This is a genomic window from Ideonella sp. (assembly GCF_041287625.1).
GTDB lineage: Bacteria > Pseudomonadota > Gammaproteobacteria > Burkholderiales > Burkholderiaceae_C > Ideonella.
Map to the genome: position 1 here is coordinate 45,306 of NZ_JBGGNH010000015.1, position 25,450 is coordinate 70,755.

24 protein-coding genes are annotated in these 25,450 nt (G+C 69.8%); 21 read left to right on the forward strand and 3 right to left on the reverse strand.

Features of this window, described 5'->3' with window-relative positions; translation table 11 throughout:
* The first annotated feature begins 93 nt into the window (after nucleotides 1-93).
* The 4 genes from ACAH41_RS04470 to ACAH41_RS04485 all read left to right on the forward strand — a co-directional run bounded on the left by ACAH41_RS04470 (nucleotide 94) and on the right by ACAH41_RS04485 (nucleotide 4,282).
* On the forward strand, nucleotides 94-1,020 hold the full coding sequence (locus ACAH41_RS04470; RefSeq protein ID WP_325652902.1) for a tripartite tricarboxylate transporter substrate binding protein: 927 nt from the start codon (nucleotides 94-96) through the stop codon (nucleotides 1,018-1,020).
* A gap of 10 nt (nucleotides 1,021-1,030) precedes the next feature.
* On the forward strand, nucleotides 1,031-1,861 hold the full coding sequence (locus tag ACAH41_RS04475; protein ID WP_325652815.1) for an enoyl-CoA hydratase-related protein: 831 nt from the start codon (nucleotides 1,031-1,033) through the stop codon (nucleotides 1,859-1,861).
* Nucleotides 1,858-3,402, forward strand: a complete 1,545-nt coding sequence (locus ACAH41_RS04480) for a malonyl-CoA synthase (RefSeq protein ID WP_325652813.1) — start codon at nucleotides 1,858-1,860, stop codon at nucleotides 3,400-3,402. The genes ACAH41_RS04475 and ACAH41_RS04480 overlap by 4 nt, the downstream gene beginning before the upstream one ends.
* Before the next feature lie 76 nt (nucleotides 3,403-3,478).
* Nucleotides 3,479-4,282, forward strand: a complete 804-nt coding sequence (locus ACAH41_RS04485; RefSeq protein ID WP_325652811.1) for a hypothetical protein — start codon at nucleotides 3,479-3,481, stop codon at nucleotides 4,280-4,282.
* A gap of 43 nt (nucleotides 4,283-4,325) precedes the next feature.
* Here ACAH41_RS04485 and ACAH41_RS04490 read toward each other — a convergent pair whose 3' ends face one another.
* A complete protein-coding gene (locus ACAH41_RS04490) occupies nucleotides 4,326-4,889 on the reverse strand; it encodes a type II secretion system protein N (RefSeq protein WP_325652809.1) in 564 nt (187 codons plus the stop codon).
* 69 nt (nucleotides 4,890-4,958) lie between these two features.
* Between ACAH41_RS04490 and gspG the strand changes: the two genes are divergently transcribed.
* The 11 genes from gspG to gspF all read left to right on the forward strand — a co-directional run bounded on the left by gspG (nucleotide 4,959) and on the right by gspF (nucleotide 16,079).
* Nucleotides 4,959-5,417: a type II secretion system major pseudopilin GspG gene (gene gspG / locus ACAH41_RS04495; RefSeq protein WP_325652807.1), complete on the forward strand. Its 459-nt coding sequence runs from the start codon at nucleotides 4,959-4,961 to the stop codon at nucleotides 5,415-5,417.
* Between the two features lie 128 nt (nucleotides 5,418-5,545).
* Nucleotides 5,546-5,956 (forward strand): type II secretion system protein GspH, encoded by a 411-nt coding sequence (locus tag ACAH41_RS04500; RefSeq protein WP_370538200.1) that lies wholly within the window; start codon nucleotides 5,546-5,548, stop codon nucleotides 5,954-5,956.
* Nucleotides 5,953-6,318 carry a type II secretion system minor pseudopilin GspI gene (gene gspI / locus ACAH41_RS04505; RefSeq protein ID WP_325652803.1) on the forward strand — a complete coding sequence of 122 codons (366 nt, stop codon included), beginning with the start codon at nucleotides 5,953-5,955 and terminating at the stop codon, nucleotides 6,316-6,318. Before ACAH41_RS04500 ends, gspI begins: the two co-directional genes overlap by 4 nt.
* A 7-nt stretch (nucleotides 6,319-6,325) precedes the next feature.
* The gene (locus ACAH41_RS04510) at nucleotides 6,326-7,030 is read left to right on the forward strand and encodes a prepilin-type N-terminal cleavage/methylation domain-containing protein (protein WP_325652801.1); all 705 of its coding nucleotides are present in this window, start codon (nucleotides 6,326-6,328) and stop codon (nucleotides 7,028-7,030) included.
* A complete protein-coding gene (gspK, locus tag ACAH41_RS04515) occupies nucleotides 7,027-8,004 on the forward strand; it encodes a type II secretion system minor pseudopilin GspK (RefSeq protein WP_325652799.1) in 978 nt (325 codons plus the stop codon). The genes ACAH41_RS04510 and gspK overlap by 4 nt, the downstream gene beginning before the upstream one ends.
* Before the next feature lie 172 nt (nucleotides 8,005-8,176).
* On the forward strand, nucleotides 8,177-9,661 hold the full coding sequence (gene gspL / locus ACAH41_RS04520; protein WP_325652798.1) for a type II secretion system protein GspL: 1,485 nt from the start codon (nucleotides 8,177-8,179) through the stop codon (nucleotides 9,659-9,661).
* Nucleotides 9,658-10,170 carry a type II secretion system protein GspM gene (gene gspM / locus ACAH41_RS04525; RefSeq protein WP_325652796.1) on the forward strand — a complete coding sequence of 171 codons (513 nt, stop codon included), beginning with the start codon at nucleotides 9,658-9,660 and terminating at the stop codon, nucleotides 10,168-10,170. Before gspL ends, gspM begins: the two co-directional genes overlap by 4 nt.
* Nucleotides 10,170-11,114, forward strand: coding sequence for a type II secretion system protein N (gene gspN / locus ACAH41_RS04530; RefSeq protein ID WP_325652794.1), 945 nt, complete (start codon nucleotides 10,170-10,172; stop codon nucleotides 11,112-11,114). Before gspM ends, gspN begins: the two co-directional genes overlap by 1 nt.
* A gap of 29 nt (nucleotides 11,115-11,143) precedes the next feature.
* Nucleotides 11,144-13,411 carry a type II secretion system secretin GspD gene (gspD, locus tag ACAH41_RS04535; protein ID WP_325652792.1) on the forward strand — a complete coding sequence of 756 codons (2,268 nt, stop codon included), beginning with the start codon at nucleotides 11,144-11,146 and terminating at the stop codon, nucleotides 13,409-13,411.
* 20 nt (nucleotides 13,412-13,431) lie between these two features.
* Nucleotides 13,432-14,853, forward strand: coding sequence for a type II secretion system ATPase GspE (gene gspE / locus ACAH41_RS04540; protein ID WP_325652788.1), 1,422 nt, complete (start codon nucleotides 13,432-13,434; stop codon nucleotides 14,851-14,853).
* Between the two features lie 8 nt (nucleotides 14,854-14,861).
* Nucleotides 14,862-16,079 (forward strand): type II secretion system inner membrane protein GspF, encoded by a 1,218-nt coding sequence (gspF, locus tag ACAH41_RS04545; RefSeq protein WP_325652787.1) that lies wholly within the window; start codon nucleotides 14,862-14,864, stop codon nucleotides 16,077-16,079.
* Nucleotides 16,080-16,094: 15 nt separating this feature from the next.
* Here gspF and ACAH41_RS04550 read toward each other — a convergent pair whose 3' ends face one another.
* Nucleotides 16,095-16,583 carry a hypothetical protein gene (locus ACAH41_RS04550; protein ID WP_325652785.1) on the reverse strand — a complete coding sequence of 163 codons (489 nt, stop codon included), beginning with the start codon at nucleotides 16,581-16,583 and terminating at the stop codon, nucleotides 16,095-16,097.
* Between the two features lie 79 nt (nucleotides 16,584-16,662).
* The gene (locus ACAH41_RS04555) at nucleotides 16,663-18,228 is read right to left on the reverse strand and encodes a methyl-accepting chemotaxis protein (RefSeq protein WP_325652783.1); all 1,566 of its coding nucleotides are present in this window, start codon (nucleotides 18,226-18,228) and stop codon (nucleotides 16,663-16,665) included.
* Between the two features lie 356 nt (nucleotides 18,229-18,584).
* Here ACAH41_RS04555 and ACAH41_RS04560 point away from each other — a divergent pair, with 356 nt between their 5' ends.
* The 6 genes from ACAH41_RS04560 (at nucleotide 18,585) to ACAH41_RS04585 (ending at nucleotide 25,447) form a co-directional block, all read left to right on the forward strand.
* Nucleotides 18,585-19,580 carry an AAA family ATPase gene (locus ACAH41_RS04560; RefSeq protein ID WP_325652781.1) on the forward strand — a complete coding sequence of 332 codons (996 nt, stop codon included), beginning with the start codon at nucleotides 18,585-18,587 and terminating at the stop codon, nucleotides 19,578-19,580.
* Between the two features lie 57 nt (nucleotides 19,581-19,637).
* Complete coding sequence (locus ACAH41_RS04565) at nucleotides 19,638-20,090, forward strand: DUF2946 family protein (RefSeq protein WP_325652779.1); 453 nt, start codon at nucleotides 19,638-19,640, stop codon at nucleotides 20,088-20,090.
* Nucleotides 20,091-20,229: 139 nt separating this feature from the next.
* Nucleotides 20,230-22,620: a TonB-dependent receptor domain-containing protein gene (locus tag ACAH41_RS04570; protein ID WP_325652777.1), complete on the forward strand. Its 2,391-nt coding sequence runs from the start codon at nucleotides 20,230-20,232 to the stop codon at nucleotides 22,618-22,620.
* A complete protein-coding gene (locus ACAH41_RS04575) occupies nucleotides 22,617-23,966 on the forward strand; it encodes a PepSY domain-containing protein (RefSeq protein WP_325652775.1) in 1,350 nt (449 codons plus the stop codon). Before ACAH41_RS04570 ends, ACAH41_RS04575 begins: the two co-directional genes overlap by 4 nt.
* A gap of 66 nt (nucleotides 23,967-24,032) precedes the next feature.
* Nucleotides 24,033-24,488, forward strand: a complete 456-nt coding sequence (locus ACAH41_RS04580; RefSeq protein WP_325652773.1) for an NfeD family protein — start codon at nucleotides 24,033-24,035, stop codon at nucleotides 24,486-24,488.
* 8 nt (nucleotides 24,489-24,496) lie between these two features.
* Complete coding sequence (locus tag ACAH41_RS04585) at nucleotides 24,497-25,447, forward strand: SPFH domain-containing protein (protein ID WP_370538201.1); 951 nt, start codon at nucleotides 24,497-24,499, stop codon at nucleotides 25,445-25,447.
* Nucleotides 25,448-25,450: the final 3 nt, after the last annotated feature.

The following is a 25,450-nucleotide window of genomic DNA, read 5'->3' on the forward strand; positions in this document are numbered from 1 at the left end:
CTCCAACAAGTCATCCCAAAGGAACCCAGCGTGACCCCAAGCTTCCACCGCCGCCGCCTGCTGACGGCGCTGACCCTGGCCAGCCTCACCGCGATGACCGTCCCTGCGCTGGCGGCCGATGCCTGGCCGACCAAGCCGGTGACCATCATCGTGCCGTTCCCGGCCGGCGGCGGCACCGACGCCTTCGCCCGCCCGCTGTCGGCCGTGTTGTCGCACAACACCGGCAAGCAGTTCCTGATCGACAACAAGGGCGGCGCCGGTGGCACCGTGGGCGCCGGCATCGCGGCCCACGCCGCGCCCGACGGCTACACCTTCTTCATGGGCGCAGTGCACCATGCGATCGCCCCGGCGATGTACCCCAAGCTGGACTACAAGCTGGACACCGACTTCGTGCCGGTCGGCCTGATCTCCAGCGTGCCGCAGGTCATCGTCGTGAATCCGCAGAAGGTGCCGGTCAAGGACCTGGCCGGGCTGCTGGACTATGTGCGCAAGAACCCGGGCAAGCTGAACTACGGCTCGGCCGGCAACGGCACCTCGCACCACCTGGCCGGCGAGCTGTTCAAGCTGCAGACCAAGACCTTCATCACCCACATCCCGTACCGCGGCGCCGGCCCGGCGCTGCAGGACCTGATGGCAGGCCAGGTCGACCTGATGTTCGACGGCCTGGCCTCTTCGGCCACCCACATCAAGAGTGGCCGCATCAAGGCGCTGGCCGTCGCCTCCGACAAGCGCGCACCGGGCTTCCCGGACGTGCCCACCTCCATCGAAGCCGGCGTGCCGAGCTACCAGGTCGCCACCTGGTACGGCCTGTGGGCGCCCAAGGGCACGCCCAAGGAAATCGTCGCGGCCATGCAGGCCGAGCTGAAGAAGGCCTTTGCCAGCGACGAGCTGAAGGGCATCTGGAACGGCCTGGGCGCCAACATGCCCAACCTCTGGGGCGACGACTTCGGCAAGTTCGCGGCAGCCGAGACCAAGCGCTGGGGCGAAGTCGTCAAAGCCTCCGGCGCCAAGCTGGATTGAGCGTCCACCCATGACCGGCCAGGTCCACTTCCTCCCGCCTGATGCGCAAGGCATCGCCCGCGTGGTGTTCGACCACCCGGGCAAGCTCAACGCGCTGAACGCGCAAATGTGGCGCCAGCTGCGCGCCGGCTTCGAGGCGCTGGCGGCGCAGCCCGAGGTGCGCGTGCTGCTGCTGCAGGGCGCGGCCGGCGCATTCGTGGCCGGCGGCGACATCGAGGAATTCCCGGCCTTCCGCTTCCAGGCCGACACGCTGGCCCACTTCCACGAAGAGCTGGTGGCACCAGCGCTGGAAGCCATGTGGCTGTGCGACCTGCCGATGGTCGCGCAGATCGAAGGCGCCTGCGTGGGCGGCGGGCTGGAGATTGCCGCCTGCTGCGACCTGCGGCTGTGCGGCGACAGCAGCCGCTTCGGCGTACCCATCGCCAAGCTGGGTTTTCCGATGGCGCCACGCGAGATCGAGATCGTCGCCCGCGTGATCGGCGAGACGGTGCTGCGCGAGCTGCTGCTCGAAGCGCGTGTGCTGAACGCGCAGGAAGCCCGTGAACGTGGCCTGGTGACGCGCGTGCTGCCGGACGCGCAAGTGGCCGACGAGGCGCAACGCTGCGCCCAGCAGGTCGCCCGCCTCTCGCCGCAGGCCATGAAGCTCAACAAGCAGGCCCTGCGCCGCTTTGCCAGCGGCCGGCCCAGCCAGCGCGCCGAGCGCGAGCCGCACTACGCCTACGCGCCCTCGGCAGAGCACCGCGAGGGCCTGGCCGCATTCAACGAAAAACGCCCGGCGCGCTTCAACGCACTGGCCAGCGAACCCCCGCCTTCCAGCGAATCTTCCCCCCCGCCCAAATGACCCAGCACAACCTCTTCGCCGCGCTGCGCGCCGGCTTCCCCGCCGACCTGGACGGCATTGCCATCGAGACGGTGGACGGCCCCGGCGCGCCGCTGCACTACACCTGGCGCGACCTGGACCAGGCCAGCGCGCGCATCGCCAACCTGCTCGATTCGCTGGACCTGCCGCCGGCCAGCCGCGTCGCGGTGCAGGTCGAAAAAAGCGTGGAAGCGTTAATGCTCTACCTCGGCGTGCTGCGCGCCGGCCACGTCTTCCTGCCGCTGAACACCGCCTACCAGGCCAGCGAGATCGAATACTTCCTCGGCAACGCCGAACCGGCCGTCGTCGTCTGCTCGCCGCAGAACTTCACCTGGGTCAGCCGCCTGGCCTTCCAGTGCGGCAGCAGCCACGTCTACACACTGGGCGACAACCGCAGCGGCACGCTGCTGGACCGCGCCAGCTTTCACCTGGACACCCACACGCCAGCCCAGCCCGCCGAGGACGACCTGGCCGCCATCCTCTACACCAGCGGCACGACCGGCCGCAGCAAGGGCGCGATGCTGACGCAGCGCAACCTGCTGTCCAACGCGCAGACGCTGAAGGCCTACTGGGGTTGGCAGGCTGGCGACGTGCTGATCCACGCGCTGCCCATCTTCCACGTGCACGGCCTGTTCGTCGCCATCCACGGCGCGCTGCTGAACGGCAGCAAGATGATCTGGCTGAACAAGTTCGATCCCAAGGCCGTGCTGGCCAAGCTGCCCGAGGCCACCGTCTTCATGGGTGTGCCCACGCTGTATGTGCGGCTGCTGGGCGAGGCCGGGCTGAACAAGGAAGCCTGCCGCAACATGCGCCTGTTCATCAGTGGCTCCGCGCCCTTGCTGATCGAGACCTTCCAGCTCTGGCAGCAGCGCACCGGCCACACCATCCTGGAGCGCTACGGCATGAGCGAAACGGTGATGCTGACCTCCAACCCCTACCGCGCCGAAGACGGCGAGCGCAAGGGCGGCACGGTCGGCTTCCCGCTGCCCGGCGTGCGCCTGCGCGTGTTGGACGATGCGGGCCTGGCGCTGCCGGCTGGCGAGATTGGCGGCATCCAGGTCAAGGGACCCAACGTCTTCAAGGGCTACTGGCGCATGCCGGAGAAAACCGCCGAGGAGTTCACCGCCGACGGCTGGTTCAAGACCGGCGATGTCGGCAAGGTGGACGCTGCCGGCTACGTCAACATCGTCGGCCGCAGCAAGGACCTGGTGATCAGCGGCGGCTACAACGTCTATCCGGCCGAGATCGAGGGTTACCTGAACGATCTGCCCGGCGTGGCCGAGAGCGCGGTGATCGGCGTGCCGCACCCGGACTTCGGCGAGGCGGTGGTGGCGGTGGTCGTCCCCCGTCCTGGCGAGGCGCCCGATGCGGCGGCACTGATCGCGGCAATGAAAGGCCAGATCGCGGCCTTCAAGGTGCCCAAGAAGGTCTTCGTCGTGACCGAGCTACCGCGCAACACCATGGGCAAGGTGCAGAAGAACCTGCTGCGCGAACAGCACAAGGACTTGTTCGTGGCAGGCTGAACCACGCGCGGGATGCTCCGGCTTCCCCTGGGGCCGCTGCCCATGCAGAATGGGCCGGACAGGAGATCCACCGACGATGCGGATGACCCGTTGGGACCTTGCCTTCCTGGCATGCTGGGGCACTGGCGCCGCGCTGGCCGCCGGCCCCGCCGTCCCCGTCATCCCTGCGGCCGACACGCCCGCCGCGCCGCCCGCTGCCTCCAGCTGGTCCGACTGCGTTGCCCACCAGCCACCGCTGAGCTGCGCCGACGCGCGTGAACCGGCCGCGCTGGCCCTGGCCGGCGAGCAGCGCGCCAAGCGAGAGGGCGACACGCTGACACTGCAGCTCTTCGGCCCCGGCGAGCAGGCACTGGTGCTGATCGACCAGCCCGCCACCCCGCGCGCCGCGAGCAGCACCGCCGTCTCGGCCGGCGGCCTGCGCTACCGCCTGCTGGGCCCGCTGGAACATGCCGACGCCTGGCTGGTCGCCCAGGTCGCCGCTGGCGACGACACCCGCGCGCCGCGGCTGCGGCTGTTCAGCGCCGGCAACCCCGCCGGGCTGCTGCTGGCCGACTGGCCCTGGGTGGCGCCGAACGGCAGGCTGATCGTCGTCGTCGACAGTCCCGAGAGCGGCCACGCACCTGGCAGCGTCACGCTGCTGCAGAAGGCCGGCGCACGCTGGTCGCAGGTCTTCCGCTACGAGCCCGCCGCCAGCACGCACCTTTATTTCCGCAACTGGCGCGCCGACAGCGCCGCGCTGCGCCTGGACTGGCAGCGCAGCGGCCCGAACTGCGCCGGCGCAGCACAAGGCACGCTGCAACTGCGCGACGGACCCTACGGCTGGGATTTCGTGCCCGAACCACCGGCAGCCTGCGCCAACAATCCAGTGGACAGGAATTGAGGTGGCGGGTGGCTTGGCGTATTCGCCGAGCCGGGTGTCCCACTCACTCTTCGTCGTCGTTGTTCTGCGCCGGCTGAGGCGCGGGTTGCGCGGTCATCGGGCGCGGCTGCGGCGGCTGGCTCTGCGGGCCGTGCACACCTCCCGCGCCAATCGACAACACCGGACGCGCCGGCGATGGCGCAGCGACCGCTGGTTCCGGCAAGTTCAGCTCGGCGCTGACCGGGCCGCCCTTGGGGCCCAGCTGGGCCGAGCGCTTGCCGACCGACAACAGCACCGTTTCGCCATCGACCACCGCGCCGGTGCGCCAAGCCCTGGCCGGCTGGTCGCCCACGGCGATCAGCGCCACACCAGGACCCGTATGGCCGGCGGGCGCCACGACGCCCAGCAGCTTGAATCGGTCGCTGGCGTCATCGGGTTCCTCGTTGGCGGCGGCCACGACCACCGTGCCCAGCAGGCGGCTCAGGTCGCCGCCCTGGGGCACGACCTGCCGGGTCGCCTGCGCGTTGTCGGGCAAACCACGGGAATGGGTGAACAGTTTCAGGCCCCAGAAGAGCCCGCTGGCAGCCACCAGCGCCCACACCACAAACGTTAATAATCGCGAAGCCATCGGGCGATTATCATGCAAGCCCACCCCTCGCCCGACGGCCCACGAGGCCTCTTTACCGACATGTCTGCCATGCCCCGATCACCTCTCCGCCCACATGGCCTGAAAGGCCTGCGCCAAGCGGCGCAAAAGGGCTTCACGCTGATCGAGCTGATGGTGGTGCTGGTCATCATCGGCGTGCTGGCTGCGCTGATCGTGCCCAAAGTGCTGGACCGCGCCGACCAGGCCCGCGTCACCGCTGCCCGCACCGACATCGCCTCTCTGATGCAGGCGCTCAAGCTCTACAAGCTGGACAACCAGCGCTACCCCACCGCCGAGCAAGGCCTGGACGCGCTGGCGCACAAGCCCACCGTCGGCCAGATCCCACCGAACTGGCGCTCGTATGTCGACAAGCTGCCAAACGACCCGTGGCAGCGCCCGTACCTGTATGCCAATCCCGGCGTGCAAGGCGAGATCGACGTCTTCAGCCTGGGCGCAGACGGCCAGAACGGCGGCGAAGGCACCGACGCCGACATCGGCTCCTGGCAATAAGCGGTGCCGCACCGGCTGCCGGTCGCACCGTCTCTCTTGGCACCGCATTGACCTCGACCCGCGGGCCTGCCCGTTCCACTCCTGATCGCCGTCACGGCCCCCAGCGCGGTTTCACGCTGCTGGAGCTGATGATCGTGGTCGCGATCATCGCGATCGCGGTTGGCATCGCCTCGCTGTCGCTGCGTGACCGGGCGGCCAGCAAGCTGGAGGAAGAAGGCGCGCGCCTGAGCGCCCTGCTCGAAGGCGCCCGCGCCCGCTCGCGCTCGATGGGGCTGGAAGTGACCTGGCTGCCACGCAGCGACGGCCCCGGCTTCAACTTCCTCGGCCTGCCCGACAGCATCCAGCTGCCCAGCCAATGGCTGGACGAAAGCACCCGGGCCGCAGTCGTCGGCGGTGGCCCGCTGCGGCTGGGACCGGAACCGGTCATTGGCGCGCAGCAGGTGGTGCTGCAGCTCGAAACCCACCGGCTGGTGCTGGCCACGAATGGGCTGGGCCCGTTTGTGCAGGTGGACGCGGCCACCGCGGCGGTGACGCCGTGAACCGCGGGAAAGCGCGTGGCTTCACGCTGGTTGAAGTGCTGGTGGCGGTCGCCATCGTGGCCATTGCGCTGGCAGCCGGCAGCCGGGCCGGCGGTTCGCTGCTGAACAATGCCCAGCGCCTGACCTCGGTCACCGAGGCCCAGTGGTGCGCCGACAACGAGCTGACCGCGCTGAAGCTGGCCCACCGCTTCCCCGACATCGGCGAGAGCACGGGAGAGTGCGCGCAGCTGGCACACACCTACCGCAGCGTGGTGCGGGTGCAGGCCACGCCAAACCCGAATTTCCGCCGCATCGACGTGGTGATTGCCGACGACGGCGGCCAGCAGTTGCTCACGCAGTCCACCGTGCTGCCGCGTTACTGAGCGCAGCATGCCCCACCAGATGTACCCGCGTCCGCCTTTTTCGCCGCAACCTCGCGCCGCGCGTGGCTTCACGCTGATCGAGGTGATGGTCGCGCTGTTCATCATGGCCATCCTGGCCGCGATGGCCTGGCAAGGCGTGGACGGCCTGGTGCGCGTGCGCGACGGCGCCCAGGGCAGTGCCGAGCGCACGCTGCAGATGGCCACCGTGATCTCGCAATGGGAGCAGGACCTGCAGCAGTTGCAGGCCAGCCCGGGCGCGCCGCCGCTGCGCTTCGACGGCAGCGCGCTGCGCCTGACCCGGCGCGCGCCGGACGGCCTGATGCTGGTCGTCTGGACCCGCCAGGACAACACGCTTTACCGCTGGGCCTCGCCGCCGGTGACCCGGCTGCAGGACCTGCAGGAATGGTGGCTGCGCAGCCAGCAATGGACCAGCTTGCGCGAAAGCGCGCTGCCAATGCTGACCGAGCTGAGCAACTGGCAGGTCTTCTACTACCGCCAGGGCGACAACAGCTGGAGCAATGCGCAGTCCAGCGGCAACAAGACGGTCAAGCAAGTCGTCACACAGCCACCCGGCGACCCTCCACCAGAGAATGTCAACCCCAATCCCGACGAAGAGGACCTGCCCGTCGGCGTGCGTGTGGTGCTGAGCGTTCCGTCCGGCACACTGACCCGCGACCTGCAGTTGCAAGGCACGCAAGGAAGTGGCGGATGAACACGCGCAGCCTGAACCGCCGCCCGCAACGCGGCGCTGCCCTGCTGCTGGCGATGCTGATCGTCACGCTGGTCGCGACGCTCGCGGCAGGCATGGTCTGGCAGCAATGGCGGGCCATCGAGGTCGAAAGCGCCGAGCGCGCGCGCACCCAGTCGGCCTGGCTGCTGGGCGGCGCGCTGGACTGGGCCCGGCTGATCCTGCGCGAGGATGCGCGCGACGGTGGCGGCGACGCGTTGACCGAACCCTGGGCCACCGGCCTGGCGGAGATCCGGCTGTCGACCTTCCTGGCGGCCGACAAGGACAACACCCAGGACACCGGGCTCGATGCCTTCCTGTCCGGCGACATCGTCGATGCAAACTCGCGCTACAACCTGCGCAATCTCGCCACAGACGACGAAGAAACCGCCAAGCGTGAGCTGCTGGCTTTCACGCGGCTGTGCGACGCGCTGGGCCTGCCGGCCGCGGTAGCGCAGCGCATTGCCGAGGCCATGGCCGTGTCCAGCGAGGCGGAAGACCTGGTCGAGAACAGCCAGAAAGCCCAGGCCAGCGCGCCGATCCGCCCGCAGCGCGTGGCCCAGCTGCGCTGGCTGGGGCTGGACCAGCCCACCATCGACCGGCTGGCGCCCTACGTGACCATCCTGCCGAACACCTCGAAGGTGAACCTGAACACCGCCTCGCCCGAGGTGCTGATGTCGGTGATGGACGGGCTGGACCGCTCCAGCGCCCAGCGCCTGGTGCAGCAACGCGCACAGCTGAAAAAGGGCTTCGCCTCGGTGTCCGACGCGGCGAAAGCGCTCGGCGACAAGTTCGGCAACAGCGCCAACGCCTGGGCCAAGGCCGCCGACTTCAGGAGCGACTACTTCGAAGTCACCGGCCAGCTGCGCTACGAAGACTCGGTGCTGCGCGAGGTTTCGCTGGTGCAGCGGCAAGGTGCTGAAGTGCGCGTGCTGTGGCGCGAGCGCCTGTCCAAATGAAGCCCCAGACCCACTCCCCACAAACGTGGGCCGGCGCCGCTCCGGCTCGCGCCACAATAGCGGGTTGCAGGGCACCGGCGTGCCCACGCCGGGCGGCCATCCGCCTGTCCGGTGGCTCGCCATGCCTGTTGCCTGATACCCCCATGCCCTCCGCGTCGAGTTTCCGCCGTCCATGTCCACTCTGATCGTCCAGTTGCCAGCCCAGCCCCGGCTGGCCGCCCAGCAAGCCGAGCCGGCGACGCAGGGCGAGCCCGCCGCGGACGTCGCGTTTGCCTTCAGCGCCGACGGCAGCCACGTGACCCGCCAGGGCCGTGCCGCGGTGGCCGAGCTGCCGCAGGCGCAGCAGGTGGTGGCCGTGCTGGCGCCGGCTGACGTGGGCTGGCACCACGCGATGCTGCCCAAGGCCCCCGCCAGCCGCATGCGCCAGGCCCTGGCCGGCGTGCTGGAAGAGGCGCTGCTGGAAGACGAATCCGAACTGCACCTGGCGCTCGCACCCGGTGCCAGCGCTGGCAGCCCCGGCTGGATTGCCGCGCTGAACAAGCCCTGGCTGGTGGGCCAGCTGGCACGGCTGGAAGCCAGCGGCCTGACGGTGGACCGCGTGGTGCCGGCCTGGGTGCCCGAAGGCCCAACGGCCGGCCACGTCTACGAAGACGACAAAGGCCTGCAACTGGCCTGGCGCGACGAGCAAGGCCCCCTGTGCCTGCCGCTGGACAGCCCGGCCACGCGTGCGCTGCTGGCGCGCCAGCCGCCCGACCTCAGCATTGCCTGGTCGGCCAGCCCCGGGGGCGCGGCCGAGGCGGCCCGGCTGGCGGGCGCGCCGGTGGCCTCTCAAAGCGACACCGAATTCCTGCAGCAGGCTGCACGCAGCGGCTGGAACCTGCGCCAGTTCGACCTGGCAGCCCAGCGCCGCGGCCAGCGTGCCTTCAACGAGGCGCTGGCCAACGCGCTGCACGACCCCAGCTGGCGCTGGGTGCGCGGCGGGCTGGTGCTGCTGGTGGTGCTGCAGTTGGTGGGCGCCAACGTCTGGGCCTGGCAGCAGCGCAGCGCGCTGGCAGCGCGCAAGCAGGCCATGAACACGCTGCTGCAGACCACCTTCCCGCAGGTGCGCGGCGTGATCAACGCGCCGCTGCAGATGCAAAAGGAAATCGACCTGCTGCGCACCGCCTCCGGCAAGCCAGGCGACGGCGACCTGGAAACCCTGATGTACGCGGCCCAGGCCGCCTGGCCGGCTTCGCGCGGCCCGGCCAACGGGCTGCAGTTCGAAAACGGCCGGCTGACGCTGGACAGCCCGGGCTGGAGCCCGCCGGAAACCGAAGCCTTCCGCAACCAGCTGCTGGCCATGGGGCTGGACGCCGAGACCAGTGCCAACGGCCCCGTCGTGACCCGCGCCAAGCCTGGCAGCAGGCCGCCCGCCAGCGCTGGCAGCGTCACAGGCACACCGGGCGCACGCCCCGGCAGCGTCCCCGGCACGGCTGGCGGCCCTCAGGGCGCAGTGCCGAATGCCCAGCCCCCTGCAGGCGCCGGTGAGAGCGGCCCGATGCAGATGCGCCAGCCGGTGGGCATGCTGCCGCAGCCCGGTGGCAAGCCGGCCGGCCCGGTGATGCGCCCGATGGGCGGCCCCGAACCCAAGCCCGGTGACGACGAGGACGAAGAATGAACCGCAGCGTTTCGACCAACGCCGCCCTGCAGGCCCGGCTGGCGCCGCTGCAGGCCCGCTGGGTGGCGCTGTCTGCCCGCGAACGCCAGCTGGTGCTGGTGATGGGCATTGCGCTGGCGGTGCTGCTGGTCTGGCTGATTGCCGTGCGGCCGGCCTGGCGCACCTGGCGCGAAGTGCCGCCGCAGGCCGCCGAACTGGAACTGCAGTGGCTGCAGATGCAGGCCCTGGCCAGCGAAGCCAGCCAGCTGAAGGGCCAGGCGCCCGTCAGCACCGCCGATGCCAGCGCTGCGCTGAAGGCCTCGGTCACCCGGCTGGGCGGCCGCGCCACGCTGGCCCTGCTGGCCGACCGCGCCACGCTGACGCTCAAGGCCATGCCACCCGAAGAATTCCGCACCTGGCTGGCCGCAGCCAGGGCAGCGGCGCGTGCACGGCCGGTCCAGATGAAGCTCACGCGCGCCGATGACGGCCTGAGCGGCACGCTGGTGCTGCAGCTGCCGGGCTCACCTTGATGCGCAAACCGGTGCTGCCCTCACCCGTGGCCACGCACAGCGCCACGCCCTTGCGCCGGCTGGCCAGGCGCCCGCGTGCGCCGGCCAGCGCACAGCTGGCGCGCGGCGGGCTGAGCCTGGGCGGCATGCTGCCGGGCCAGGCGCCAAGCCGCGGCTGGCTGTGGAGCGGCGCACTGGTCGGCGGGCTGCTGGCATTGGCGTCCCAGCTGCCTGCCTCGTGGCTGGCCGGCTGGGTGGCCGGTGCCACCGAGGGCCGGTTGCAACTGGCCGAGGCCGAAGGCACTTTGTGGCGCGGCAGCGCCTTGCCGGTGCTGACCGGCGGGCCGGGCAGCAAGGACGCACGCGTCATGCCGTCGCGGCTGGCCTGGCGGCTGTCGCCGCTGTGGCTGGGCCTGGGGCTGCAGCTGACGCAGCCCTGCTGCATGGCCAGCGGCGCGCGGCTGGAGCTGCGCACCGGCTGGCGCCGCATGCAACTGACGCTGACGCCGCTAGGCGCCGGCGGCAGCGACACCACGCTGGGCCAATGGCCCGCCGCCTGGCTCGAAGGCCTGGGCGCGCCATGGAACACCGTCAAGCCCGGCGGCCAGCTGCGCCTGGCCAGCCCGGGGCTGACGCTGAGCCAGCAGGCCGGCGGTGCCTGGCAGATCCAGGGCAGCGCCGAGCTGCAGCTGCTGCAGACCTCGTCCCGGCTTGCGCCGGTCGACCCGCTGGGCAGCTACCGCATCTCGCTGACGGCGCCCAGCCAGCCCGGCCAGCCGCCGGCGGTGCAATTGCAGACGCTGGAAGGCGCCTTGCAACTGCAGGGCCAGGGCGAACTTCGCCCCGGTGGCCTGCGCTTTCGCGGTGATGCGCGCGCCGCGCCGGGGCAGGAGCCGGCATTGAACAATCTGCTGAACATCATCGGGCGGCGCCAGGGTGCGTCGTCCGTCATTTCGATCGGGTGAACATGACTTCGTCGCAGCCTCAAAACGCCATGCGCAGCACGCGCGCCCAGCAGCCCCGTGCACGCAGCACGCGCGCTGTCCGCCGCCTGGCGCCGCTGGTCGTGGCCATGAGCCAGGCTTTCTCGGCCCTGGGCCTGGCCGGTGCCGCTTTCGCGCAGGACAACACCGAGCCACCGATGCCGGCCACCCGCGCCAAGGCGCCGGTCACGCTGAACTTCGTCAATGCCGACATCGAGGCGGTCTCGCGGGCCATCGGCGCGATGCTGGACCGCCAGATCCTGGTTGACGCCCGGGTGCGCGGCCAGATCACCGTGACCAGCGAAAAGCCGCAGCCGCCGCTCGAAGCCTGGCGCAGCTACCTGGCCGCGCTGCGCGGCCTGGGCTTCACGGTGGTGGAAAACGCCGGGCTGCTGAAGGTGGTGCCGGAGGCCGAAGCCAAGCTGCAGGCCGGCACCGTCTCGGTGGGCGCGCCCACGGTGCGTGGCGACCAGATCCTGACGCAGATCTTCCGCCTCAACCACGAGAACCCGAACAACCTGGTGGCCGTGCTGCGGCCCTTGATCAGTGCCAACAACACGATCAACGCGAACCCCGGCAATGGCTCGCTGATCATCACCGACTACGCCGACAACCTGCAGCGCCTGGCCAAGATCATTGCCGCGCTGGACCAGCCGGCCGCCTCCGAGATCGAGGTGATCCCGGTCAAGTACGCGCTGGCCGCGGACCTGGCGCCGCTGGTGCAGAAGCTGAGCGAAACCGCGACGGCCGGCGTGCCCGGCGCCGCCGCGGTGTCCGGCTCGGCGACCTCGGTGATGGTCGAGCCGCGCAGCAACTCGCTGATCGTGCGCGCCGCCAACCCGACGCGGATGAACAACGCGCGCTCGCTGATCGAGAAGCTGGACCGGCCCATTCCCGGCGGTGGCCCGGCCGGCAACATCTGGGTCGTCTACCTGAAGAACGCCGACGCGGTGAAGCTGGCCGAAGTGCTGCGCGCGGCGATGGCCAGCGGCGCGGCCTCGGCCAGCAGTTCGGGCAGCACCAGCAGCAGCGGCCTCACCGGCCTGTCCGGCGCCAGCCGCCCCACGCCGGCCCAGAACCAGCCCACCGGCATCCAGACCAGCGGCGCCAGCAGCGGCCAGAGCAGCGTGGCGACCACGCCGGTCTCGGCCTCGGCCGGCCCGTCCACCGGTGGCCAGATCCAGGCCGACCCGTCGACCAACTCGCTGATCATCTCGGCCCCGGAGGCCGTCTACCGGCAGATGCGCCAGGTGATCGACCAGCTCGACACGCGCCGCGCGCAGATCTACGTCGAGACCATGATCGTCAAGGTCGATGCCAACAAGGCGGCCGAGTTCGGCATCCAGTGGCAAGGCATCATCGGCAGCACCAAGAACAACACCATCGGCTACGCCGGCACCAACTACGGCAGCGGCAACAACAACATTGCCAACCTGACCCTGTCCCAGTTCGCTGGCACCTCCACCAGCACCGACGCCAGCTCCGCCTCGATCGGCCAGGGGCTGAACATCGGCATCCTGAACAGGATCAACGGTGCCTTCACGCTGGGCGCGCTGGCGCGTTTTCTCGAAACCAACACCGGCGCCAACGTGCTGTCCACGCCCAACCTGGTGGCGCTGGACAACGAGGAAGCCAAGATCGTGATCGGCTCGAACGTGCCGTTCACCACCGGCAGCTTCACCAACACCGGCACCGGCAACGGCGCGGTCAACCCGTTCCAGACCATCGAGCGCAAGGACGTCGGCATCACGCTGAAGATCAAGAGCCAGATCGGTGAGAACGGCACGGTGCGCATGACGATCTACCAGGAGAGCAGCTCGCTGCGCCAGGACAACTCGCAGATCACCGACAAGAGCTCGATCGAGAGCACCGTGGTGGTGGACGACGGCCAGACCATGGTGCTGGGCGGCCTGCTGAAGGACGAGTACGGCGACTCCGAAGGCCGTGTGCCCGGCCTGGCCAGCCTGCCCATCGTCGGCAACCTGTTCCGCAACGAGACGCGCAACCGCACCAAGAGCAACCTGATGCTGTTCCTGCGCCCTGTCGTGCTGCGCACGCCGGGCGCTGCCGACGCCGTCACCGTGGACCGCTACGACGCGATCCGCGCACTGCAGCAGAACAGCCAGCCCAGCCCGGACTTCATCGCGCCGATCACCGACTCGCCCATCATCCCGCAGCGCATGCCGGGCAGCGGCGCGCCGGCTTCGCCGATCACCACGCCGCCGAATCCGCCCGAAGGCCCGAACGCGCCCGCCGCGCCGGCCCCTTCCAGCAACTGAGCGCAGACCAGGCACCCGACATGGCCCAACGCCACCCCCTGCCCTACGGCTTTGCCAAGGCCAACACGCTGCTGCTGGAAGACGATGGCGGCCAGTTGCTGCTGCGTTTTGCCGACAGCACGCCGCGCAGCGCCTTGACCGAGGTGCTGCGCCTGTATTCGGTCGATCAGCTCGAACATGAAGACAGCGCCGCCCTGGCCCAGCGCCTGGCCGAGGCCTACTCGGGCGGCGAAGGCAGCGCCGCTTCCGTGATCGGCGAAGTCGAAAGCGCCGTGGACCTCTCGCGCATGATGCAGGAGCTGCCGGCGGTCGAGGACTTGCTGGAGGCCGCCAACGACGCGCCCATCATCCGCATGCTCAACGCGCTGCTGACGCAGGCCGCGAAGGACGGCGCCAGCGACATCCACATCGAGCCCTACGAGCGCAGCAGCTCGGTGCGCTTCCGCGTGGACGGCACGCTGCGCGAAGTGGTGCAGCCCAACAAGGCGCTGCACGCCGCGCTGATCTCGCGCCTGAAGATCATGGCCGAGCTGGACATTGCCGAGAAGCGCCTGCCGCAGGACGGCCGCATCTCGCTGCGCATCGGCGGCCGGGCGATCGACGTGCGGGTTTCAACCCTGCCTTCGGCCCACGGCGAACGTGCGGTGCTGCGCCTGTTGGACAAGAGCGAATCCAAGTTCACGCTGGAAGGCCTGGGCATGGACGGTGACGTGCTCGCCGCCTTCGACCGCCAGGTGCACCAGCCGCACGGCATCGTGCTGGTCACCGGCCCGACCGGCTCGGGCAAGACGACCACGCTGTACGCCTCGCTCGGCCGGCTCGAAACTGCCACCACCAACATCCTGACGGTGGAAGACCCGGTCGAATACGAGCTGGCCGGCATCGGCCAGACGCAGGTCAACGCCAAGATCGACCTGACCTTCGCCAAGGCCTTGCGCGCCATCCTGCGGCAGGACCCGGACGTCATCATGATCGGTGAAATCCGCGATTTCGAAACGGCGCAGATCGCCATCCAGGCCTCGCTGACCGGCCACTTGGTGCTGGCCACGCTGCACACCAACGACGCGCCTTCAGCCGTCACCCGCCTGATCGACATGGGTGTCGAGCCCTTCCTGCTCAGCTCCTCGCTGCTGGCGGTGCAGGCCCAGCGCCTGGTGCGCAAGCTCTGCCCCGTCTGCCGCAAGCAGGACGGCGAGGGCCATTGGCACCCTGTGGGCTGCCCGGCCTGCAGCATGAGCGGCTACAAGGGCCGCACCGGCGTCTACGAGCTGATGGTGGTGGACGAAAAGGTGCAGGCGCTGATCCACAACCAGGCGGCCGAAAGCGAGATCATCGCCGCAGCCCGCCTCAACGGCCTGCGCTCGATGCGCGAGGACGGCGAGCGGCTTGTGTCCCAGGGCATCACCTCGCTGGAAGAAGTGCTTCGCGTCACCAGGGAATGAGCTAAGCGATGCCCGCCTTCAAGTACGAAGCCCTCAACGCCGCCGGCAAGCAGGTCAACGGCCTGGTCGAGGCCGACCATGCCAAGTCCGCGCGGGCGGCCGTGCGCGGCCAGGGCCTGGTGCCGTTGTCTGTCACGCTGGTGGCCATGGTCGAGGCCTCGACCGGCAACAGCGTCAAGTTCAACCGCCGGGCTTTCAGCAAGAGCGGGCTGACGGTCTGGACCCGGCAGCTGGCCGGCCTGGTGTCGTCCGGCCTGCCGCTGGAACGCGCGCTGACCGCGCTGGCCGACGAATCCGAAGAGCCGCGCCAGCGCGAACTGATCGCCCACCTGAAGAGCGAAGTCAACGGTGGCAGCCCGTTCGCCCGCGCACTGGCTTCGGCACCGCGCGAGTTCGACGACGTGTACCGCGCGGTGGTCGCCGCCGGCGAGCAAAGCGGTGCGCTGGGTGGCGTGCTGGAGCGCCTGGCAGACGACCTGGAAGAGCGCCAGGCGCTGCGCAGCAAGCTGATCGGCGCGATGCTGTACCCGGCCATCGTCTCGCTGATCGCGGTCGTCATCGTCACCTTCCTGGTCACCTACGTGGTGCCGCAGGTGGCCTCGGTGTTTGTCAACGGCAAGCACGCGCTGCCCATCCTGACGGTGGTAATGCTGGCCGTCAGCGCCTTCGTGCGCAACTACGGGCTGTACTTCGTCGCGGTGATGACGGTGGCCGTGGTGCTGCTGCTGCGCGCGCTGCGCAACGAAGCCTTCCGCCAGCGCTTTGACGCCGGCATGCTGAACGTGCCCTTGATCGGCCGGCTCACGCGCGGCTACAACGCCGCCCGCTTCGCCGGCACGCTGGCGATGCTGGCAGGCGCTGGCGTGCCCATCCTGAAGGCCCTGCAGGCGGCCGCCGAAACCCTGGGCAACCGCGCGATGCGGGCCGACGCGATGGATGCGTTGGTTCAAGTGCGCGAAGGCGCGCCGCTGGCCTCGGCCATGGCCGCCAAAAAGCGCTTTCCCGGCTTGCTGGCGATGTTTGCCCGCCTCGGCGAGCAGACCGGCCAGCTGCCGCGCATGCTGGACCGCGCCGCCAAGCAGCTCGGCGGGGAAGTGCAGCGCCGCGCCCTGGCCGTGGCCACCATCCTGGAGCCGCTGCTGATCGTGGCAATGGGCGGCGTCGTCATGCTGATCGTCTTGGCCGTGATGCTCCCCATCATCCAATTGAACGACTGGGTCAAGTAGGTCCCGCGCCGGGCTTCAACGCCCGGCCGCATGCCGCGTGGCGGCCACCTTCAGCTCGCGCTGCAGCCAGCGCCCGAATGCCAGCGTGACCGACTCTGGCGGTGCCGACTGGCACAGCCGCTCGGCCAGCAGGTCGGCGCGCAGCTGGACCTGGCCCAGGTGCATGCGCAGCGCTTCCGGTGGCAGCAGCGCTGGGGCCGGCAGCTTCACGCCGAACTTGCGCACTGCCTCGGCCTCGAACCACAGCTGGTCCTCGCCGTCCCGGTCCAGGCACAGCTCGTGGCCGCGGAAGGCGCAGAGCCGGCGCCCCGGTCGTTCCAGGTCACGCATGGCCATGCGTTGGGTGCCGCGGAAAGCGGCCGAGATGCCGTCGATCAGCGGCACGGTCCACAGGGCACCAAACAGCGGCGAGACGATCAGCAGCGTGATCGGATTGCCCGTGTACCACCAGAGCGACAGCGCGCCCAGCGTGAGCAGGATGCGGCTGGTGAGGTAGGTGGGCATGGCAGCCGCGATCTGACCACAGGCGCGGCGCAAAAGAAAAGGCGCCCGAAGGCGCCTGGGTGCGGGGCGAAAACGACGCTCAGGCGGCCGTCAGCCGGAAGGTGCCGACCACGCTGCTCAGGCGGCCGGCCTGGTCCTTCAGGCTTTCGGCGGCGGCCGTGGACTCTTCGACCAGCGCGGCATTCTGCTGCGTCATCTGGTCCAGCTCGGTGACCGCCAGGTTGACCTGGCCGATGCCCTGGCTTTGCTCGGTGGCGGCGGTGCTGATCTCGCCAATGATGTCGGTGACGCGCTGCACGCTGGCGACGATCTCGTTCATCGTGTTGCCGGCATCGCCGACCAGGCGGGCGCCGGATTCGACCCGGTCCACGCTGGCGCCGATCAGGCTCTTGATCTCGCGCGCGGCTTCGGCGCTGCGCTGGGCCAGGCTGCGCACCTCGCCGGCCACGACCGCAAAGCCGCGGCCCTGCTCGCCCGCCCGCGCCGCTTCCACGGCGGCGTTCAGCGCCAGGATGTTGGTCTGGAAGGCAATGCCGTCGATCACGCCGATGATGTCGGCGATCTTCTTGCTGGATTGGTGGATCTCGCCCATCGTGCTGACGACTTCGGCCACCGCCGCACCGCCACGCTGGGCCACCTGGGCGGCCGAGCTGGCGAGCTGGTTGGCCTGGGAGGCGGCGTCGGCGCTGCTGCGCACGGTGCTGGTCAGCTGCTCCATCGCGCTGGCGGTTTCCTGCAGATTGGAGGCGGTCTGCTCGGTGCGGGCGCTCAGGTCGTGGTTGCCGGTGGCGATCTGGGTGCTGGCGGTGGAGATGCTGTCGACCACGCCGCGCACTTCGTGCAGCGCCGTGCGCAACGCATCGCGCATCTTGTCGATGGCGTGCAGCAGCTGGCCGGTTTCATCGCTGCGGTAGCTGGACTGGGCGGCACCGCTGAGGTCCATGTTGGCAATCGCGCGGGCCGCGCGCTCGGCGTCGCGCAGCGGCACGGTGATGCTGCGGATCAGCATCCAGCCCAGCGCCGAGCCGGCCAGCAGCGCCAGCGCGGTGCAGGCCAGCAGCAGCGAGACGGTGCGCGAGCGCAGCGCCTCGACCCGCTGGGCCGAGGCATCCAGCTGCTCGCGCTGGCTCTTCACCAGGTCGCCCACGGCTGTCAGGTACAGCTTGGAGGACGGCTCGAAGCGCTCGTTGAAGATGCGCGAGGCAGCATCCGCGTCACCAGCCTTCTTGGCCTTGCTGACTTCCTCGCGGGCAGCCAGGTAGTTCTTGCGGATTTCACCGATTTTCGCGAACGCGGCCTTTTCATCGGGAGAGTCCAGCGCACCTTCGATGAGCTTCTGCACATCGTTTGTGGCACTGACGGCTGCCGCCGTGGCAGGCGCAAAGTACTCCACCAGCGAGGTGTCGCTGCTCTTGGCAATGGCCGAGGCGCGCTGGATGCCGGCAGTGGTGTAGCGCAGCCAGTCGGAGCCGGCGCGCTCGACCTTGAGGTTGCTGCCGAGCATCAGCTCGACTTCCTGGCCCAGCTGGCGCAACTGCACCACGGCGATCACGCTGCTCAGCAGCGAGAGGCCCAGGATGGCACACAGTACCAGCACCAGCCGGCGGCCGATGGAGCCCTTGCGGGCAAAGGAAGGTTGCGGCATGAAAATTCTTCTCCGGCGAAAAGGAGCGTGATGGAGGGAGACGCAAAGACTTGTCCACATGTGAGGCGACCGAACCGCGGCCGAAACCGTGGCGCCCGTGTGCCAGGCTGTGGGATCACGTGAATTCTTCGGGGTTTGGGCTCGTCACAAGCGCCGATAAGCTGCCTGGAACCTGCCAATTCGGGGAACTGTCACAAGACCTTTCAGGCGCTTTTCGGCCAGGCTCGCGATTTGCTTGAGCGAAATCAACCCTGGTTTTGCGCCGCTGATCCGGCGCTGGCCCGGGCAGGTCATTTGCTGCAATGCAGTTGCCGGCCGACATGTTTCAAGCCGGTGATTGCCTGGATGGAGGTCTGATGTCCACATCGCACGAGCTCATGTCTGTCAGCAACGGCGCAATTCCGATTGCCCGCATGCGCAGTCTTTACCGGGTGGCCGAAGTGCAGCAGCGGCTGCACAAGCTGCCCGACCGGGAGCACGAGACGCTGCGCTCCACCTACGAGCGCATGCTCGAAAAAGGGCCCGAGCGTTTCCAGGTCAAGCCTTCCGGCCTGCCGGCCATGGGCCACCTCTACGACGAACTGCCGAACTTCCACGAAGTGCTGGACGCCGTGCGCCGCCAGCTGGCGCTGTGCGAAGACAGCCGCGACGCGCTGGAGATCACCCCCATGCTGCTGCTGGGCCCGCCCGGCGTCGGCAAGACCCATTTCGCCCGCGAGATCGCCCAGCTGCTGGGCACTGGCATGGGCTTCCTGTCGATGAGCTCGCTGACCGCCGGCTGGGTGCTCTCGGGCGCCTCCAGCCAGTGGAAAGGCGCGCGGCCCGGCAAGGTCTTCGAGACGCTGGTGGATGGCAACTATGCCAACCCGGTGATGGTGGTCGACGAGATCGACAAGGCCCGCGGCGAACACGCCTACGATCCGCTGGGCGCGCTCTACGGCCTGCTGGAGCACGACACCGCGCACAGCTTCACCGACGAATTCGCCGAGGTGCCCATCGATGCCAGCCAGGTCATCTGGGTCGCCACCGCCAACGACGAACGCTGCATCCCCGAGCCCATCCTGAACCGCATGAACGTGTTCGAGGTGCAGACGCCGGACCCGGCCGCTGCGCGGGCCATCGCCAGCCGGCTGTATGCGTCCATCCGCGGCGCCCATGCCTGGGGCCAGCGCTTTGACGAGACACCGTCCACCGCGGTGCTGGACTGCCTGGCCGAGATGGCGCCACGCGAGATGCGCCGCGCCTGGATGACCGCTTTCGGCAATGCCCGACTGGACGGCCGCGGCACGCTGCTGGAAAAAGACCTGCCTAGCGCTTCAGGCAACAAGAACCGCATGGGCTTCGTGCACTGAGAAGCAGGACCGCGCGACCACCAAAGCCGCACCGCCCACCCACATAATGCGGGCCTCATGGCCTGCTGCCTGCGCTCGCATCGCCTCCACCGTGCCACCTGGTGCTGGTGGCTGGCGGCGCTGTGCCTGCTGAAGCTGGCGGTGCCGCTGATCGCCGTTGCCGCGGCCCACCACCGCGGCGTCGAGTTGGTCGAGGTCTGCTCGGTGTACGGCATGCGCACCATCGCATTGACACCGCCAGGCGCTGACAGTCCGGCCGACCTGGTGGGTCTGGCGGACGGTGACCTCGGCTCCGGCCCGGCGCAGCACACCAGCGACACCGCGCACGATCACTGTGCACTCGGCGGCATGCTGGGCAGCGCCGTGGTGCTGCTGGCCGTGCTGGGCTGGCTGCTGCCAGGCCGTGCGCGGCCTGACCCCGCCCCGCCCGCCCCCCGGCCCACGCGCCGGCCGGACCCGCTGCTGCGCTGGCTGAGCGCACGCCTGCACGCCCCGCCGCTGCCGGCCTGACGCGCCCCGGCGCGTCCTCCCCATCTTCTTGCTGACCCGGGTCAGGCCGCCGCGCCGCGACCCGGCGGCGTCCTGCCATCCGCAGCCTCACCCGCGCAGACGCTGTGCCCGTGCTGGCATGCCCGATCCGATTTCAACCATGCCACTCCTCCCCTTGCCGGCCCAACTGCCGGTCCAGCTGCAGGCCACGCCCGGCGTCGCCCTGCACCTGCTGGCCTGGGCCGCCGCGTGCGCGGCCCTCTCGCCCCCAGCCCTGGCCCAGGGTGTTGCCAGCGATGCCGAGCTCACGCCGGTGATCGTGGTCACCGGCACTGCCACGCGCACCGGCCTGCCCAGCGCCACCGCCAGCAAGACGGCCGAACAACTGCGCGAACAGAACCTGTTCAACCCCGAAGACGCGCTGCAGTACATGCCCAACACGACGGTGCGCAAGCGCTACCTGGGCGACCGCAACGCGCTGCTCGCCGGCCGCAGCTTCGGCACACTGCAGCCGTCCCGCGCGCTGGTCTACCTGGACGGCTACCTCATCAGCAACTTCCTCGGCCGCTTCGATGCGCCGCGCTGGAACATGGTCTCGCCCGAGGCCATCGAGCGGGTGGACATGCTCTACGGCCCCTACTCGGCGCTGCTGCCGGGCAACTCGATCGGCAGCACCGTCAGCGTCACCCAGCGGGTGCCCAGGGGCTTCGAGGCTTCGGGCCGGCTGATCGGCAGCCAGCAGCGCTTCAGCCAGTATGGCCACGCGGACAACTTCGGCAGCGGCCAGCTCTCGCTGCACCTGGGCCAGGCGCTGGGCAACGGCCTGTGGCTCAGCGCCCACCTGAACCACCAGGACGCCACCTCGCAACCGATGCAATACGCCACAGTGACCGCCGCCGCCAACGGCAGCTTCCCGGCCACCAGCGGCACGGCCACGCCGGTCACCGGCATCGTCTACGACACGGACCCCAAAGGCTTGCGGCGCGCGGTGTTCGGCGCCAACGCTGGCGCCATCGACCACACCGTGCAGGACACGCTGAACCTGCGCGCCGGCCAGAAGCTGAGCGCCACGCTGGAGGCCAGCGCCATGGCCAGTTGGTGGCACAACGACACCCACACCCGCAACCAGAGCTTTCTGCGCGACGCCAGCGGCGCCAGCGTCTGGTCCGGCGTCGTGAGCGACAGTGGCGACGGCAGCAACAGCTTCACCATCCCGCTCGCCAGCTTCGCCCCCGCCAACCGTACCGAGCTGCACCAGCAACTGGGCGCGAGCCTGAAAACCCGGCGCGGGCCGGGCTGGAATGCTTCGCTGGTGCTGTCCAGCTACCGCATCCTGGACGACGCTGCGCGCCAGGCCAACAATCCCGACCCGGTCGCTGCGCAAGGCGGCGCCGGCAGCGTCACCCGGCGCGACGGCACCGGCTGGCACACGGCCGAAGCCCAGGCCACCTGGACCCCCAGCGCCGACGACTGGGCCGGTGGCCGCCACAACCTCGCCTTCGGCCTGCACCGCAACGGCTACCAGCTGGACAACACCGTCGCCAACGTCGCGGCGGACGGCGACTGGCGCGGCGACGAAGGCCTGCTGGCCCAGTACTACCGCGGCCGCACTGCCGTCACCGCGCTGTATGCGCAGGACGGCTGGCGCCTGGCCGACGACTGGAAGCTCACGCTGGGCTGGCGCGAGGAGTGGTTCAAGGCCTTCGACGGCAGCCAGCTCGCCAGCGGCGTGAGCGTGCCCTATGACGACCGCCGCCTGCGCGGCCATTCGCCCAAGGCGGCCCTGGCCTTCCAGGCCAGCGACAGCCTGCTGCTCAAGCTCAGCCTGGGCCGGGGCGTGCGCTTCCCGAACGTGGAGGAGCTCTACAACGGCACCGTCACCGCCACCAGCCAGACCCTGTCGGACCCGAACCTGCAGGCCGAGACCTCGGACGCAGCGGAACTCAGCGCCGAGCAGGAATGGGATCACCAGCGCCTGCGCATCTCGCTGTTCCGCGACGATGTGAAAAATGCCATCCTGCGCCAGAGCACCAGCGACGCGGCCGTCTGCAAGACCACCGCCACCGGCGCCAGCAGCTACACCTGCGTGCAGAACGTTGACCGGGTGAAGACCCAGGGCGTGGAGCTGGCCTGGTCAGCCCAGGACCTCTGGCTCAGCGGCCTGGGGCTGGACGCCAGCTTCGCCCACAACTTCCAGAGCAAGGTGACCGCCAACCGCAACGACCCGGCCATGGTCGGCAAGAGCTGGCTGCGCGTGCCGCGCCAGCGCGCCACGCTGCAGGCCAGCTGGCGGCCCGAGGCGCATTGGCTGTTCGCGGCCAGCTGGCGCTACGAAGGCCGGGCTTACAACGACGCCTACAACCTGGATGTGAACCCCAACGTGTACGGCGGCGTGTCGCGGGTCCGCCAGCTGGACCTGCGCAGCGCCTACCGCTTCAGCCCGCAGCTGGAACTGGCGCTTGGTGTCAACAACGTCGCCGACCAGCCGGCCTACCAATCCCACCCCTACCCCGGCCGCACGCTCTTTGCCGAGCTGCGCTTCAGCTTATGAGCGCCCCCACCATGAACAACGCCGCGCTGCAGCGCATCTTCTGGCGGCTGCACTTCTGGGCCGGCCTGCTGTGCGCACCCATCGTGCTGTTCGCCGCGCTCACCGGGCTGCTCTACGTGCTGTCGCCGCAGATCGAAGCCTGGCGCTACGCCGCGCTGGACCATGTGGCCCCGGCTGCGCAGCCACTGCCGCTGGACGCCCAGGTGCAGGCCGCGCTCGCCAGCCAGCCCGGCAGCACGCTGCGCCAGGTGGTGCCGCCGCACGCGGCGGACGACAGCACCCAGGTCGTGCTGAACTCGCCCCGCCAGCCGCACGACCATCGCGCCATGGCGCACGGCCCAGACCATCACGGACTGCCGGATGGCGTGCTGGTCTATGTGAACCCCGCCACCGGCCAGGTGCTGGGCAGCCTGCCCGAACTGGCCCGCTTCAAGACCTGGAGCAAGAAGCTGCATTCGAGCGCGTTGCAGGGCGAGGGCTGGCGCTGGGCGATGGAGTTGGGCGCCAGCTGGATGCTGGTGCTGATGGCGACCGGCACCGTCATGTGGTGGCCGCGTTCGCAGGCCCGCGGTGGCCCGGGCTGGCGCGCGCTCAGGCCGCGCTGGGGCCGGGGCCGCGCGACCTGGCGCGACCTGCATGCCGTGGTGGCGTTGGCCATGGGCGGCGTGCTGGCCGTGGTGCTGGTGACGGGCCTGACCTGGTCTCGCCACAGCGGCGCGAGGTTCAGTGCCTTGCAGCAGCAGCTGGGACAAGAAAGCCCGCGCCCGCCCAAGGCCCTGCAGTCCGCCCCTGGCAACGGGCCACCGCTGAGCTGGCAGGCCGCCTGGGACTTGGCCCGCGCGCTGGCGCCGGACGTTCGGTTGCAGATCAGCCCGCCGCTGGGCGACACCGGCACCTGGCGCATCGAGAACCAGGACCGCAGCCAGCCCACCGCACGTTTCAACCTGGTGCTGGACGCACGCAGCGGCGCGCCGCTGTTCCAGAGCGGCTGGGACCAGCTGCCGCTGCTCTCGCGCGCCACCGCGGTGGGCATTCCGTTCCACCGCGGCGAGTTCGGCCTGTGGAACCAGGCCTTGCTGGTGCTGACGGCGCTGGCCGCCGTGTTCTCGGTGGTCTCCGGCCTGGCCATGTGGTGGCTGCGCCGCCCGCGCGGCCAGCTGGCCGCGCCCACGCTGCAGCGCCAGCAGGTGCGCCAGGCGCCGCTGTGGCTGTGGCCACTGATGGCGGCGCTGGCCTGGGCCCTGCCGGTGTTCGGCTGGAGCCTGCTGGTCATGCTGCTGGTCGAGGGCTTGCGGCTTTCATGGGGCCCTGGCCGCGCTGCCCGCGGGCACCCGCCACCGCCCTAGCAGCACGGCCTTGGCGCAGGCCTACACTGGGCTTCGCCGGCCAAGCGCCGGCAGAGGACGCATGACATGGATCTCTCTGTTTCGACCTGGTGGTGGGTGGCCGCCGGGGCCCTGGTGGCCCTGGAACTGGCCACCGGCACCTTCTACCTGCTGATGCTGGCGCTGGGCGCGGCGGGCGGCGCGCTGGCGGCGTTGGCCGGGCTGGCCGTCGGCCTGCAGTGGCTGGCCGCGACCCTGCTTGGGCTGGGCGCCACCGGCCTGTGGCATCGCCACCGCGGCCGCCAGCGCCAGGCCCCGGCACCGTCCCAGAACCCCGACGTGAACCTCGACATCGGCAACCCGGTGCAGGTCGACGCCTGGGGCCCCGACCGCAGTGCCCGCGTGAACTACCGCGGCACCCAGTGGCAGGCCCGGCTGGCCGAAGGGGCGCATGCGGCCCCCGGCCCGCACCGCATCAGCGCCGTCGAAGCCAACTGGCTGGTGCTCAGCCCGCTGCCCGCAGCGGCAACCCAAACCCTCTGAAAGCGCCCATGGAAATCGCCCTCGTGCTGGCCGTCGTGGCCATCATCTTCATCATCAAGACCATCAAGATCGTGCCGCAGCAGAACGCCTGGGTGGTCGAGAAACTCGGCAAGTACGACCGCACACTGACGCCCGGCCTGGCCTTCGTCACGCCCTTCATCGAAAAGGTCGCCTACAAGCATTCTCTCAAAGAGGTGCCTCTTGACGTGCCCAGCCAAGTCTGCATCACCAAGGACAACACCCAGCTGCAGGTCGACGGCATCATCTACTTCCAGGTGACCGACCCAATGCGCGCCAGCTACGGTTCCAGCAACTACATCTTCGCCATCACCCAGCTGGCGCAAACGCTGCTGCGCTCGGTGATCGGCAAGATGGAGCTGGACAAGACCTTCGAGGAACGCGACCACATCAACCTCGCGGTCGTCGCGTCGCTGGACGAGGCCGCCGCCAACTGGGGCGTGAAGGTGCTGCGCTACGAGATCAAGGACCTGACGCCGCCGGCCGCGATCCTGCATTCGATGCAGGCGCAGATCACCGCCGAGCGCGAGAAGCGCGCGCTGATCGCCGCCTCCGAAGGCCGCAAGCAGGAGCAGATCAACATCGCCACCGGCGAGCGCGAAGCCTTCATCGCGCGCTCCGAAGGCCAGCGCCAGGCCGAGATCAACAAGGCCCAGGGCGAGGCCGCCGCCATCGTCGCGGTGGCCGAGGCCACCGCCAAGGCGATCCGCCAGGTGGCAGACGCCATCCAGTCGCCCGGCGGCGACCAGGCGGTGCAGCTCAAGGTCGCCGAAAAGGCCGTCGAAGCCTTTGCCCAGCTGGCGCAGAAGAACAACACCATGATCGTGCCCGGCAACATGAGCGAAGTGGCCGGCCTGATCGGCACCGCGATGGCGCTGATGAAGCAGCCGCCAAAAGACACGACACCCCGCCCGCCGTCCACCGTGACCGGGTTGCGCTGAGCC

Bases quoted from the DNA above. Each gene is read 5' to 3' on its own strand.
- ACAH41_RS04475 (WP_325652815.1), top strand. From the start codon at position 1,031: ATGACCGGCCAGGTCCACTTCCTCCCGCCTGATGCGCAAGGCATCGCC.
- gspE (WP_325652788.1), top strand. From the start codon at position 13,432: ATGGCCCAACGCCACCCCCTGCCCTACGGCTTTGCCAAGGCCAACACG.
- ACAH41_RS04560 (WP_325652781.1), top strand. From the start codon at position 18,585: ATGTCCACATCGCACGAGCTCATGTCTGTCAGCAACGGCGCAATTCCG.
- ACAH41_RS04500 (WP_370538200.1), top strand. From the start codon at position 5,546: ATGATCGTGGTCGCGATCATCGCGATCGCGGTTGGCATCGCCTCGCTG.
- gspM (WP_325652796.1), top strand. From the start codon at position 9,658: ATGAACCGCAGCGTTTCGACCAACGCCGCCCTGCAGGCCCGGCTGGCG.
- ACAH41_RS04585 (WP_370538201.1), top strand. From the start codon at position 24,497: ATGGAAATCGCCCTCGTGCTGGCCGTCGTGGCCATCATCTTCATCATC.
- ACAH41_RS04580 (WP_325652773.1), top strand. From the start codon at position 24,033: ATGGATCTCTCTGTTTCGACCTGGTGGTGGGTGGCCGCCGGGGCCCTG.
- ACAH41_RS04570 (WP_325652777.1), top strand. From the start codon at position 20,230: ATGCCACTCCTCCCCTTGCCGGCCCAACTGCCGGTCCAGCTGCAGGCC.
- ACAH41_RS04485 (WP_325652811.1), top strand. From the start codon at position 3,479: ATGCGGATGACCCGTTGGGACCTTGCCTTCCTGGCATGCTGGGGCACT.
- ACAH41_RS04470 (WP_325652902.1), top strand. From the start codon at position 94: ATGACCGTCCCTGCGCTGGCGGCCGATGCCTGGCCGACCAAGCCGGTG.
- ACAH41_RS04550 (WP_325652785.1), bottom strand. From the start codon at position 16,583: ATGCCCACCTACCTCACCAGCCGCATCCTGCTCACGCTGGGCGCGCTG.
- gspN (WP_325652794.1), top strand. From the start codon at position 10,170: ATGCGCAAACCGGTGCTGCCCTCACCCGTGGCCACGCACAGCGCCACG.
- gspK (WP_325652799.1), top strand. From the start codon at position 7,027: ATGAACACGCGCAGCCTGAACCGCCGCCCGCAACGCGGCGCTGCCCTG.
- gspG (WP_325652807.1), top strand. From the start codon at position 4,959: ATGCCCCGATCACCTCTCCGCCCACATGGCCTGAAAGGCCTGCGCCAA.
- ACAH41_RS04510 (WP_325652801.1), top strand. From the start codon at position 6,326: ATGCCCCACCAGATGTACCCGCGTCCGCCTTTTTCGCCGCAACCTCGC.
- gspD (WP_325652792.1), top strand. From the start codon at position 11,144: ATGCGCAGCACGCGCGCCCAGCAGCCCCGTGCACGCAGCACGCGCGCT.
- ACAH41_RS04555 (WP_325652783.1), bottom strand. From the start codon at position 18,228: ATGCCGCAACCTTCCTTTGCCCGCAAGGGCTCCATCGGCCGCCGGCTG.
- ACAH41_RS04565 (WP_325652779.1), top strand. From the start codon at position 19,638: ATGGCCTGCTGCCTGCGCTCGCATCGCCTCCACCGTGCCACCTGGTGC.
- ACAH41_RS04490 (WP_325652809.1), bottom strand. From the start codon at position 4,889: ATGGCTTCGCGATTATTAACGTTTGTGGTGTGGGCGCTGGTGGCTGCC.
- ACAH41_RS04480 (WP_325652813.1), top strand. From the start codon at position 1,858: ATGACCCAGCACAACCTCTTCGCCGCGCTGCGCGCCGGCTTCCCCGCC.
- ACAH41_RS04575 (WP_325652775.1), top strand. From the start codon at position 22,617: ATGAGCGCCCCCACCATGAACAACGCCGCGCTGCAGCGCATCTTCTGG.
- gspF (WP_325652787.1), top strand. From the start codon at position 14,862: ATGCCCGCCTTCAAGTACGAAGCCCTCAACGCCGCCGGCAAGCAGGTC.
- gspL (WP_325652798.1), top strand. From the start codon at position 8,177: ATGTCCACTCTGATCGTCCAGTTGCCAGCCCAGCCCCGGCTGGCCGCC.